The sequence below is a fragment of the Leifsonia sp. 71-9 genome, from assembly GCF_001898805.1.
Taxonomy (GTDB): Bacteria; Actinomycetota; Actinomycetes; order Actinomycetales; family Microbacteriaceae; genus Leifsonia.
This window is the reverse complement of the sequence record NZ_MKVJ01000017.1, coordinates 353491-365160: the sequence shown is the minus strand read 5'-3', so window position 1 is coordinate 365160 and position 11670 is coordinate 353491. Positions and strand designations below refer to the sequence as shown.

The 11670-nt window shown below is 71.2% G+C and carries 10 protein-coding genes; 8 read left to right on the top strand and 2 right to left on the bottom strand.

What is annotated here, in order from left to right; translation table 11 throughout:
- The first annotated feature begins 58 nt into the window (after positions 1 to 58).
- The 8 genes from BGO91_RS11450 (at position 59) to BGO91_RS11415 (ending at position 9017) form a co-directional block, all read left to right on the top strand.
- Positions 59 to 286 carry a three-helix bundle dimerization domain-containing protein gene (locus BGO91_RS11450; RefSeq protein WP_039923557.1) on the top strand — a complete coding sequence of 76 codons (228 nt, stop codon included), beginning with the start codon at positions 59 to 61 and terminating at the stop codon, positions 284 to 286.
- Positions 287 to 395: 109 nt separating this feature from the next.
- Positions 396 to 1499, top strand: coding sequence for a LacI family DNA-binding transcriptional regulator (locus BGO91_RS11445; RefSeq protein ID WP_290472884.1), 1104 nt, complete (start codon positions 396 to 398; stop codon positions 1497 to 1499).
- A 220-nt stretch (positions 1500 to 1719) separates the two neighbouring features.
- Positions 1720 to 3333 (top strand): ABC transporter substrate-binding protein, encoded by a 1614-nt coding sequence (locus BGO91_RS11440; protein ID WP_290472883.1) that lies wholly within the window; start codon positions 1720 to 1722, stop codon positions 3331 to 3333.
- Positions 3334 to 3336: 3 nt separating this feature from the next.
- On the top strand, positions 3337 to 4317 hold the full coding sequence (locus BGO91_RS11435) for an ABC transporter permease (RefSeq protein ID WP_290472882.1): 981 nt from the start codon (positions 3337 to 3339) through the stop codon (positions 4315 to 4317).
- Complete coding sequence (locus BGO91_RS11430) at positions 4314 to 5282, top strand: ABC transporter permease (RefSeq protein WP_290472881.1); 969 nt, start codon at positions 4314 to 4316, stop codon at positions 5280 to 5282. The genes BGO91_RS11435 and BGO91_RS11430 overlap by 4 nt, the downstream gene beginning before the upstream one ends.
- Positions 5279 to 6946, top strand: a complete 1668-nt coding sequence (locus tag BGO91_RS11425) for an ABC transporter ATP-binding protein (RefSeq protein ID WP_179700162.1) — start codon at positions 5279 to 5281, stop codon at positions 6944 to 6946. The genes BGO91_RS11430 and BGO91_RS11425 overlap by 4 nt, the downstream gene beginning before the upstream one ends.
- The gene (locus BGO91_RS11420) at positions 6943 to 7803 is read left to right on the top strand and encodes an alpha/beta hydrolase (RefSeq protein ID WP_290472880.1); all 861 of its coding nucleotides are present in this window, start codon (positions 6943 to 6945) and stop codon (positions 7801 to 7803) included. Before BGO91_RS11425 ends, BGO91_RS11420 begins: the two co-directional genes overlap by 4 nt.
- A gap of 41 nt (positions 7804 to 7844) precedes the next feature.
- Positions 7845 to 9017 (top strand): family 1 glycosylhydrolase, encoded by a 1173-nt coding sequence (locus BGO91_RS11415; RefSeq protein ID WP_290472879.1) that lies wholly within the window; start codon positions 7845 to 7847, stop codon positions 9015 to 9017.
- Between the two features lie 90 nt (positions 9018 to 9107).
- Here BGO91_RS11415 and BGO91_RS11410 read toward each other — a convergent pair whose 3' ends face one another.
- Together BGO91_RS11410 and BGO91_RS11405 are read right to left on the bottom strand one after the other, a co-directional pair.
- Entirely contained in the window at positions 9108 to 11039 is a 1932-nt protein-coding gene (locus BGO91_RS11410) for an Ig-like domain-containing protein (protein ID WP_290472878.1), read from the bottom strand.
- 189 nt (positions 11040 to 11228) lie between these two features.
- Positions 11229 to 11654 (bottom strand): hypothetical protein, encoded by a 426-nt coding sequence (locus tag BGO91_RS11405; protein ID WP_290472877.1) that lies wholly within the window; start codon positions 11652 to 11654, stop codon positions 11229 to 11231.
- Positions 11655 to 11670 lie beyond the last annotated feature (16 nt).

Sequence of the window (11670 nt, the reverse complement as noted above, 5' to 3'; positions counted from 1 at the left end):
GACCCCAGCCTGACAGATGATCCAGCCACGGTTCACCCCCGAGGCGCATAATGCGTGCATGACCGGTCACGATCAGAGCCCCGACGAAGAACTCGTCGCCGTCGAGCACGCAGCCACCCGCCTCTCGGAGCGGTTCCCCCACATCCCGAAGGACCGCATCGAGGAGCTCGTCAAGGAGCGCCACGAGGAGTTCTCCGGGGCCCCGGTGCGCGACTTCGTGCCGGTGCTGGTGGAGCACGACGTCAAGCGGCAGCTCGCATCGGAGTCGGGCGGGGCCTCCGCCTGAGTCCGGCCCCGAGCCGGACGACCGGCCGCGCCGACGCGCGGCCCACCGTCCGGGCGCGCTCGGGCGCCCGCCTATCATGGGTGTGCCCGAGCAGCAGGAGCGTGCACCGATGACCCGAGTCCCGACCGTCTACGACGTCGCCACCCACGCGGGCGTCTCGATCGCGACGGTCTCGCGGGTGTTCCGGCAGCCGGACACCGTCAAGGAGGCGACGCGCGAGCGCGTGCTCGCCTCGGTGGATGCTCTCGGCTACGTGCCGAGCGGCGCCGCCCGCGGTCTGGCCGCCCGGCGCACGGGCGTGATCGGCCTGTTCTTCCCCGGCCTCGACGCGATGGACGCCGACGCCGGCCGCCGCCTGGAGGAGGGCGACGAGGGAGCGGCGACGATCGTCCGCGACGTCGGCGGCTCCATCGACACGCGCGGCGGCGACCTGTACTTCGACGAGGTGCTGCGCGGCAGCGAGGTGGAGGCGTGGCGCTCCGGCTTCGTGCTCATGGTCGGCGTCGGACGCGGCGCGACGGCCCACGAGACGTTCGTCGACATGGCGGGGCGCGTCGACGGGATCATCGTCCTGGCCGGGAGTGTGCCGGAGGACGAGATCGGCCGGCTCGCCCGGCGACTGCCCGTGGTCGTCATGGCGGGGCGCCGCCACGGCGACGAGGTCGACCACGTCTCGGTGAGCAACGCCGAGGGGATGCGCGCCCTCGTCGGTCATCTGATCGACGACCTCGGCGTGCGCGACCTCGCCTACGTCGCCGGGAGCGTCGACTCCCCCGACGACGACGAGCGCTGGCAGGGGTTCCTCGGCGCGCTGACCGAGCGCGGCCTCCCGGCGCCGGATGCCCCGGATCACCGCGGCGAGTTCACGCGCGAGGGCGGCCGGCGTGCGGGACGCGAGCTCGTCGCGCGCGAGCGCCTCCCCCGCGCCGTCGTGTGCGCGAACGACCAGATGGCCCTCGGCGTGATCGACGCGGCCCGCATCGGCGGGGTGGATGTGCCGGGCGAGCTCATCGTGACCGGCTTCGACGGCATCGATGCCGGACGGCTCTCGACCCCGCGGCTGACGACCGTCGAGCAGCCGATGGAGGAGGTCGGCCGCGCCGCCGTGCAGACCCTCGTGCGCCGCCTCACCGACCCCGACCGCCCCGCCGCCTCCGTACGTCTCCCCGTCCGCGTCTACCTCCGCGAGTCCTCCGAACCCTCAGACCCGTAGCCGCCGAGCACAGCAAAAGTGCTCGAATCCGCGCTCCGACCGAGCACTTTTGCTGTGCTCGGCGGCTACGGAGGGGCGGAGTGCGGGCGCTTGAGGTGTGCGGGGTTGAAAAAGGAAATGTATGCGCATACAGTCAGAGGGCAACGACCTAGAGAAGGTGGCAATGACGCACTCACGACCCCCTGGTGGGCGACGCCGACGGAGACTCGGAGCGCTCGCCGTGATCGCAGCCGCAGCCCTCGCGCTCTCCGGCTGCAGCATCAAGATCCAGAGCAAGCAAGACCCGTCCATCCCCGCGGACACGATGCTCCTGGCTGCAGACAAGGGCACTCCGATGATGGAGCGCAACTTCAACCCGTACCTGGTGAACAAGCGCGCGGCCTCGTCCTACATCTACGAGCCGCTCGTCGTCATCAACGTGCTCGACGGCACCGGGACACCGTGGCTGGCCTCGAAGGTCTCCCAGCCGGACGCCCGCACCATCGACTACACGATCCGCGACGGCGTGAAGTGGTCCGACGGCAAGCCGTTCACCGTCGACGACGTCGTCTTCACGCTGAACCTGATCAAGAAGTTCCCGACGCTCGACCTCAAGGGCGCGTGGCAGCACATCGCCTCGCTCGAGACGAAGGGCGACCACCTCGTCATCCACCTCAAGGAGGACGACGCCCCCGCGCAGGACATCATCTCCCAGACGCTGATCGTGCCCGAGCACATCTGGAAGGACCAGAAGAGCCCGGACACCTGGCGCGACCCGAACCCGGTCGGCACCGGTCCGTACACGCTCGCGAGCTTCACCTCGCAGCAGTACACGATGGACAAGTTCGAGGACTACTGGCAGGCCGACAAGGTCCAGGTGAAGCACCTCGTGCTCCCCGCCGCGACCAATGAGCTCGACATCGCCACCAAGGGCTTCGACTGGGCGTACGCCTTCATGAGCGACGTGCAGGGCACGTGGGTCGAGGCGAACCCGAACAACAAGTACTGGTTCCCGCCGGGAGGCATCATCGGCCTGATGCCGAACTTCACGGTCGCGCCGTTCAACGACATCAACGTGCGCCGAGGCATCGCGCTCGCGCTCGACCGCGACAAGATCGCCGACTCGGCCACCGAGGGCTACATGAAGCCCGCCGGCCAGACCGGCCTCATCCTCCCGAACCAGGAGAAGGAGCTCGACCCGAGCATCCCCGACGGCGGCCTGATCACGCAGGACACCGCCGGCGCCCTCGCCGCCTTCGCCGCGGCCGGCTACACCCAGCAGGGCGGCAAGCTCGTCGGCCCCGACGGCAAGCAGTTCTCGTTCTCCATCACGACCGCCAACGGCTACACCGACTGGCTGCGCGCGGTGCAGGAGGTGCGCAAGGAGCTGACGGCCCTCGGCATCGACGTGCAGATCAAGCAGCCGCAGCCGCCGGGGTACCAGCAGGCCATCCAGAACGGCGACTTCCAGGTCGCGATGGGCGGCATGGGCGCGGGCGTCGTCTTCCAGGCGTTCAACGCGACGCTGTCCAGCGAGTTCGCCACCCCGATCGGCAAGGCGACCGCGAGCAACTTCGGCCGCTACACGAACCCGGAGGCGGACAAGCTCCTCGCCGAGTACAAGACGACGGTCGACCCGGCGAAGCGCCTCGAGCTCAGCCACCAGCTGCAGCGGATCGTCTACGACGACCTCCCGGTGATCTCCATGTACTACGGCGGCCTGTGGGGTCTCTACAACGACGCGAAGTTCACGGGCTGGCCCGACGCGGACGACCCGTACGCGCCGCCGCAGACCTACGACCAGACCCCGCTGCTCGTGTTCACGCATCTCAAGCTCCGGAAGGACGGTGAATAGGCCGTGAAGTACGCCCTTCGCAAACTCGGCCTGTTCGTGCTCACCCTGTGGGCCGCGATCACGCTGAACTTCCTGCTGCCCCGCCTGATGCCGGGCTCCCCGACCGACGCCGCCATCGCGAAGCTGTCGCAGAACGGCCCGGTCACCCAGGCCACCCGCGACGCGATCGAGGCGCAGCTCGGCGTGCCGGGCGGCAACCTCTGGGACCAGTACGTGAGCTACCTGCACCAGGTGGTCACGTTCGACTTCGGCGTCTCGTACACGTTCTATCCGCAGAGCGTCGGCGAGCTGATCGGCCAGGCGTTCCCGTACACGATCATGCTGGTCGGCATCGTCACCATCGTGGCGTTCGTGCTGGGCACCCTGACCGGTGTGCTCGCCGCCTGGCGCCGCAACACCTGGCTCGACTCCCTGCCCACCCTGACCGGCACCTTCGCCAGCACGTTCCCGTACTTCTGGACCGCGCTGCTCCTGCTGTTCTTCCTGGGCTACGTGCTGCACTGGTTCCCGACCTCGGGCGCCTACGGTCCGACGGCCTCGCCGATGTTCAGCTGGGACTTCATCGTCGACGCGGCGTACCACGCGGTGCTCCCGGCGGTGACGATCCTCATCACCTCGGTCGGCGGTTGGATCCTCGGAATGCGCAACGCGATGATCAACACCCTCGGTGACGACTACGTGACCTTCGCCCAGGCGAACGGCCTCAAGGGCCGCACCGTCGCGATGAAGTACGCGGCGCGCAACGCGATCCTGCCGAACCTCACCGGATTCGGGCTCGCGCTCGGCGGCGTGGTCGGCGGCTCCATCCTCGTGGAGCAGGTGTTCGGCTACCCCGGCATCGGCTTCCTGCTCTTCAACGCGGTGATCGGGCAGGACTACCCGCTGATGCAGGCGCTGTTCCTGCTCATCACGGTGAGCGTTCTCGTCGCCAACTTCCTCGTCGACATCCTGTACGGCGTACTCGACCCAAGGACCCGCCGATGACCACAACGCAGAGTTTCAAGTCCATCAGCACCGAAGAGGTGGCGCGTCCGCCGCACCGGCTGGCCTTCATCGGCCGGGCGTTCGCCACCCTCTGGGCCAACTGGAAGTCGCGCCTCGGCCTGATCATCCTCGGCCTGTTCGTGCTCGTCGCGATCTTCGCCCCGTGGCTCGCGCCGTACGGTGCGACCCAGGACGGCTTCCCGCGCAACGCGGACGCCAGCTGGGCGCACTGGTTCGGCACCACCGCTGCCGGCGAGGACGTGCTCAGCCAGCTCATCTACGGCACCCGGATCAGCGTCACCGTCGGCTTCATCGCCGGAGCGCTGTCCACCCTGGTCGCCGTGCTGATCGGCCTCAGCTGGGGCTACATCCGCGGGTTCGGCGCCGAGGTGGTCAACTTCATCGTCAACCTGTTCCTGGTCATCCCGGGCCTCCCGCTGATGATCGTGATCGCCGCCTACCTGCAGAACGGCGGCCTGGCGATGATCATCGCGGTCATCGTGATCACGGGATGGGCGTGGGGTGCGCGCGTGCTGCGCAGCCAGACGCAGTCCCTCCGGTCGCGCGACTTCGTGACCGCCGCACGGTTCTCGGGCGACAGCTCGTTCCGCGTGGTGTTCCACGAGATCCTGCCGAACATGACCTCGCTCATCGCGGGCTCGTTCTTCGGCGCCGCGACCGCCGCGATCCTCGCCGAGGCGGGCCTGGAGTTCCTCGGGCTGGGCGACTCGTCGATCGTCAGCTGGGGCACCATCCTCTACTGGGCGCAGAACTCGAACGCCCTGCTCACCGGCCAGTGGATCCTGCTGTTCGCCCCGGGTCTGTGCATCGCCCTGCTGGCGATGAGCCTGACCCTGATCAACTTCGGCGTGGATGCGATCAGCAACCCGCGCCTGCGGGAGGGGTCGGCCAAGGCCCCCCGGACCGCGCCTTCAGCCCGCACCGAGGAAGGAAGCGAGCGATGACCGCACTGCTGGAGGTCCGCGACCTCTCCGTCGTCTACGAGTCGGCCGGGCAGGTCCCGGTGCAGGCGGTCGACCACGTGTCGTTCGACATCGGGGCCGGCGAGTTCGTCGGCCTGGTCGGCGAGTCGGGGTCGGGCAAGTCGACGCTCGGCTTCGCGCTCACCCGGCTCCAGAAGCCGCCGGCGCGCACCAACGGCGGCAGCATCCGCTTCGACGGGCACGACATCCGCGAGCTCGACGACGAGTCCCTGCGCCGCCAGCGCCAGGGCGGCTTCGCCATGGTGCTGCAGTCCGGCATGAACGCGCTGAACCCGGTGCGCACCATCCGCAAGCACTTCGCCGACATCTTCCGCGCCCACGGGCACGTCGAGCGCAGCCGCTGGGACGACCGGATGCGCGAGCTCGTCGGCAAGGTCGGCCTGCCGGAGCAGGTGCTCGCGCGCTTCCCCGGCGAGCTGTCCGGCGGCATGCGCCAGCGCGTCTCGATCGCGCTCGCGCTGTCGCTCGAACCGCGCCTGATGGTGTTCGACGAGCCGACGACGGCGCTCGACGTGCTCGTGCAGCACGCGATCATGGACACGATCACCGAGCTGCAGGCGTCGGAGGGCTTCACGGCCGTGCTCATCAGCCACGACCTCGGGGTCGTGCTGGAGGCCACGCAGCGCGTGCTCGTCATGCACGACGGGCGCATCGTGGAGGACGCCACCAGCCGCGACATCCTGGAGCGCCCGCAGCACGAGTACACGCAGATGCTGCTGAGCCACTACGCCGACCCGCGCGGCGAGGTCGTCGAGCTGCCGGGTCTGCCGGCGGACCGCTCGGCCCGCACCTCGGACGTGCAGCAGCGGGAGGGCCGCGCGGCCAGCTCCGCGATCACGGTCGAGGGCGTCAGCAAGGTCTACCCGGCACCGCGCCGCGGCGAGAGCCCGGTGACGGCCGTCGACGACGTGACCTTCACGCTCGAGCCGGGCCAGTCGCTCGCGCTCGTCGGTGCGTCGGGGTCGGGCAAGTCGACGATCGCGAAGCTCCTCACGGGTGTGGAGGCGCCGACCTCGGGCACCGTCCGCTTCGGCGACACCGACGTGGCGTCGCTCGGGCGGCGCGGCATCCACCAGCTCCACAAGAACGTGCAGATGGTCTTCCAGGACCCGTATGCGGCCCTCAATCCGCTGCACACCGTGGAGTACGCGCTCACCCGGCCGGTGGTCAACTACACCGGCCTCCGCGGCAAGGACGCCCGTCGCCGGGTGCTCGAGCTGCTGGAGACCGTGGGGCTGACGCCCGTGGAGCAGTTCGCGCAGAAGCTGCCGCACCAGCTCTCGGGCGGGCAGCGGCAGCGCGTCGTGATCGCCCGCGCGCTCGCCAGCGATCCGCAGGTGCTCATCGCCGACGAGCCGGTGTCGATGCTCGACGTGACGCTGCGCGCCGGCGTGCTCGCGCTGCTCGAGGAGCTGCGCGAGCGCTGGGGCGTCTCGCTGCTCTACATCACGCACGACCTGCTCTCGGCCCGGCTCGTCACCGACGACATCATGGTGTTGAACAGCGGCCGCGTGGTCGAGCGGGGCCGGACCGCCGACGTGCTGCGGCATCCCACCGATCCGTACACGATCGCGCTGCTCGACGCCGTGCCGAACCCGGCGAAGACCCGGGAGGCGCTCGCGTGACGTTCGCTCCGCTGCCGCCGTTCGGTGCGCTGCCCGTGCCGCCGGGGGTCGACGTCGTCGGCCTCCCGGCGCGGGTCGGGACGCTGACGGCGTTCCACGCTGCGCCGGCCGGCGACAGCCGGGGCACGGTGCTGATCGTCCCCGGCTTCACCGGGTCGAAGGAGGACTTCCGCACGTTCCTCCCGCTGCTCGCCGCGCGCGGCTGGGACGCGTGGGCGTACAGCCAGCGCGGCCAGGCCGACTCCGCCGCTCCCGCGGGCGTCGAGGCGTACACGCTCGACGCGTTCGCCGCGGACGCGGTGGAGGCCGCCGGGCTCGTGGGCGAAGGATCGCCGGTGCACCTCCTCGGCCACAGCTTCGGCGGGGTCGTCGCGCGGGCGGCGGTCGTCGCCTCCCCCGCGTCGTTCGCCTCGCTGACGATGCTCTGCTCCGGCCCGCACGGCTGGCCCGGACGCCACCAGGAGACGACCGACACGGTCGCCGAGTCCGGCTCGATCGGGCTCTGGTACCGGGACAACCCGCACACCCGCGGGCTCCCCGACGACGCGCTGGAGCCCGAGCTGGCGTTCCTGCGGCTGCGGGCGGCGCACACATCGAGCGACAACCTGCTCGCGGGCGCCGAGATCCTCCGCTCCGAGGAGGACACGACCGACGAGCTGCGCGCGACCGGCGTTCCGGTGCTCGTGGCGCACGGCGAGCACGACGACAAGTGGCCGATCGCCGCCCAGCGCGACATGGCCGAGCGCCTCGGCGCGCGGTACGCCGTGATTCCGGGCGGCGCGCACTCGCCGCAGCTCGAGGCGCCCGAGGCGACCATCGACGCTCTCGACGGGTTCCTCGCCGCTCCCGGCCCCTGACCTCCCGAACCTCCCCAACCATCCGCACGACAAGGAGAACTGTGCTCACCTTCCCCGACGGCTTCCTCTGGGGGGCCTCCACCGCCGCCCACCAGATCGAGGGCAACAACATCAACAGCAACTGGTGGGTGCACGAGCACACCCCCGGCACCAGCATCGTCGAGCCCTCCGGCGACGCGATGGACAGCTATCACCGCTACCGCGAGGACATGAAGCTGCTCGCCGACGCCGGTCTCGACAGCTACCGGTTCAGCGTCGAGTGGGCGCGCATCGAGCCGGAGCGCGGCTTCGTCTCCCGCGCCGAGATCGACCACTACCGCCGCATGGTGGAGGCCTGCCACGAGTTCGGCCTCAAGCCGGTCGTGACGCTCATGCACTTCACCGTGCCGCGCTGGTTCGAGCGCGACGGCTTCTGGCGCGCGCCGGACGCCGCCGACCTGTTCGCCCGCTACACCGAGCTCGCCCTCCCCATCGTCTCCGACGGCGTCGAGTACGTCTGCACGATCAACGAGCCGAACATCGCGGCCATGCTCGCGGGCGGCGAGGACGCCTCGAACCTGGTCGCCTACGGCCTCCCCAACCCCGACCTCGGCGTCGCGGACGCGCTGCTCGACTCCCACCACCGCTCGCGCGAGGTGCTGTCGCAGGTGAGCGGCCTGAAGTCGGGCTGGACCATCGCCACCCAGGCGTTCCGCGCCACCGGCGAGCCGGGCTCGGAGGAGAAGCTGCGCGAGTACGGCCACCCGCGCGACGACTGGTACCTCGAGAACTCCGCCGGCGACGACTTCGTCGGCGTGCAGGCGTACACCCGCACCTTCATCGGCCCGGAGGGTCCGCTCCCGGTCTCGGAGGACGTCGAGACGACGCTCACCGGCTGGGAGTTCTACCCGCCGGCCGCGGCCGAGGGTGCGCGGAGCGCCTGGGAGCTCTCCGGCGGCGTGCCGGTGATGATCACCGAGAACGGCATCGCCACGGCCGACGACGAGCGCCGGATCGCGTACACCGACGGCGCGCTGCGCGAGCTGCACGCGGCGATCCAGGATGGTGTGCAGATCGAGGGATACCTGCACTGGAGCGCCCTCGACAACTACGAGTGGGCCAGTGGCTTCCGGCCGACCTTCGGCCTGATCGCGGTCGACCGCGAGACCTTCGTGCGCACCCCGAAGCCCAGCCTCGGCTGGCTCGGCGGCGTGGCCCGCGCGAACGGGCTCTGAGCACGGCGCTCCGAGCACCGCGCTCCGAGCACCGACCGCGGCGAATGCGCCGGATCATCGCGATCCGGCGCATTCGCCGTTCTGCTGCTGTTACGCGTCCGCCCGCTCTGCGGCGCGGCGACGGCGCCGGTCGACGGCGATCGCGACGGCGCCGAGCATCAGCGCTGCCAGGCCGACCACCGCGGGAGGCGCGGACTCCGTCCCGGTGGAGGCCAGCCGGGTCGTGGCCGCCGGCGTGATCCGGCCGCCGTCGGGCGCTCCGGGCACCCGCGCCGGCGGTTCGGGGACGACCGGGGCGGTGGGATCGCCCGGGTCAGCCGGGGCGCCCGGATCCTCCGGCTCCGGTTCCACGTGCGGATCGAGCGGCGACGGCGGCTCCGTCGTCTCGCCGTCCGGCTGCTCCGGTGCCGGTTCCACGGGGACCTCGGTCTCGAGCTCCGGCTCCGCCGGCTCACCGGGCACCTCCGGCTCGACCTCCGGCACGACCGGCTCGCCCGGCACCTCCACCTCCGGCTCCGGCTCCGGCACGACCGGCTCGCCCGGCACCTCCACCTCCGGCTCCGGCTCCGGCACGACCGGCTCGCCCGGCACTTCCACCTCCGGCTCCGGCTCGACCGGCACCTCCACCGTCGCCTCCGGGTCGGCGGTGTTCACCAGCTCCACCACCATCGTGCGACCGGCGGCGATCACGAACTCGGCTCCCGGCCCGTGCTCGACGCCGTCCACGAGGATCCGGACGTCACCCCACTCGACGCCGGGGACGACCGGCAGGTCGACCTCGCCAACCAGCACGCGCGTCCCGACGCGGAACCACGGCGACACGGCCTCCGTGCCGTCGAACGCCACGTTCAGCGTGCCGTCCTCGTATCCGTCCGCCCTGTAGCGCGCGTGGAACTCCGTGCCCGGCGCGACGAGCGCGGCCGCCGCGCCGGTCACCGACTTGGCAACCGAGAAGCGTCCCACTTCGTCACCCTCGGCGGTGCCTCCACCGGACCCGGAGAGCACGATCCTGCTGGAGGTGACCAGCCGGTTCACGCTCGCGCTGTTGCGGAAGGTGTCCCCCGCCCGCACCTCCCCGGTGGGCCGGGTGATGTAGTTGACGCGGATCGCGCACGCGCCCTCCACGCCCGCCTTCTGCGCGAGCGCCCGGTCCACCTCCACCGTCATCGTCCCGCCGTCCGGCGAGACCGTCCAGCGGGCGAGCGACCGATCGCCCACGACGCGCGGATACCGGTCGGGATCCGCGTCGCAGCTCTGCTCCAGGTAGGGGGCCCACTGCGGTCCGGGGTAGGCGGCAGGGTCGAGGAACCGGTGCGGGGAGCCCTCACCGATACGGTCGACGATGGTCAGCGGGGAGGTCCCGTCGTCCGGCCACTCGCTCGACGGCACCGCGACCTTCCACCAGAACCCCTCGCCCTTCGCCAGATAGTTCTCGCCCCACTTCTGGAAGCGCTCGATGGGCGGAGTCGGCTCGGCCGGAGTCGACGGCTCGGTGCCGGTGTCGCGCGGCACGATCCCGCCGCCGCCCGGAAGGGGGACGGAGCGCGTCTGTCCACCATCGAGGACGACGTCGACCGAGGTCGAATCCGTGGCCTTGCTCGCCCGGACCCCGGCCCACAGGGCGCCGTGGACATTGCTCTTGCCCTCCACCGAGGAGTTCAGCGTGCACGCGAGCACGGGCGGCGTGCCGGTGACGGCGCACTCCCCCATCGACTCCCCGGAGGCCGTCTCCAGCGCGAAGGGTGTCACGTTGACGGTCGAGAAGACGTCGGGGAGTTCAAGGGTGAACCGGTGTCCCGCCACGGTGCCGTCGGGGACCGACCAAGCCGCGGTGACGCGGACGGAATCCCCCACGGTCAGCGGTCGATCGGCGTCTCCGGCCGGGTCGCGCGTGATCTGGATGGAGCCGGGATCGACGCCGCCGCCCTCGGCGGCCATGCCCGGCGAGACGACCACCCCCGTCACACCGAGGACCCCGCCGGCCAGGGCAGCGATCAGAGAAAAAGCAAGGGGAACCTTCATCGGAGACCTCATCCTTCGTCCCGGTGCGGCAGCCCGAGCGGCGCCGCATCGCATGCCTCCAGCCGACCAGAGGGCCGGGCGCCCACCGAGGTGAGCGACGGGAGGTGCAGTGCCGGCCGGAGGGTTTCTCCGAAGTGGACGAGGGGACTCGCCGGGGAACTCCGAGCGGCTCCGTAGTCCAGCCCGCGACTACCGAGTCGGTTCGCAGATCGTCGTGCGTATCCACTCCGCGACGGAGTTCCGGTCGACCTCGCCGGTGCGGGTGAGCCGCACCAGCTCGAGGGCATGATCGGTGAGCCGGCCGTCGGCGGAGTCCGCCGGGTCGCGCAGCACGTGGAGGGCGAACCAGCGGGTGGGACGGGCGCCGATGCGCACCGCGACGGCCGCGATCCCGGCGAAGTGCCGCGCCTGACCGTCGGTGCCGTCGTCGACGTGCGGCCGGAAGCCGCGCCCTCGCAGCCGGTTGCGGCCGCCGCGTGCGGCGTCCAGGAACCAGAACGGGCCGCGCCCGACCCCGCCGACCTCCGCCCCGAGATCGATGAAGAACCGGCGGGAGCTGGTCGACCCGGCGGCGAGGCGGGCGGCGGTGCTGACGAGGTCGGCGCAGGCGTTCATCCCCTCAGCGTAGGCG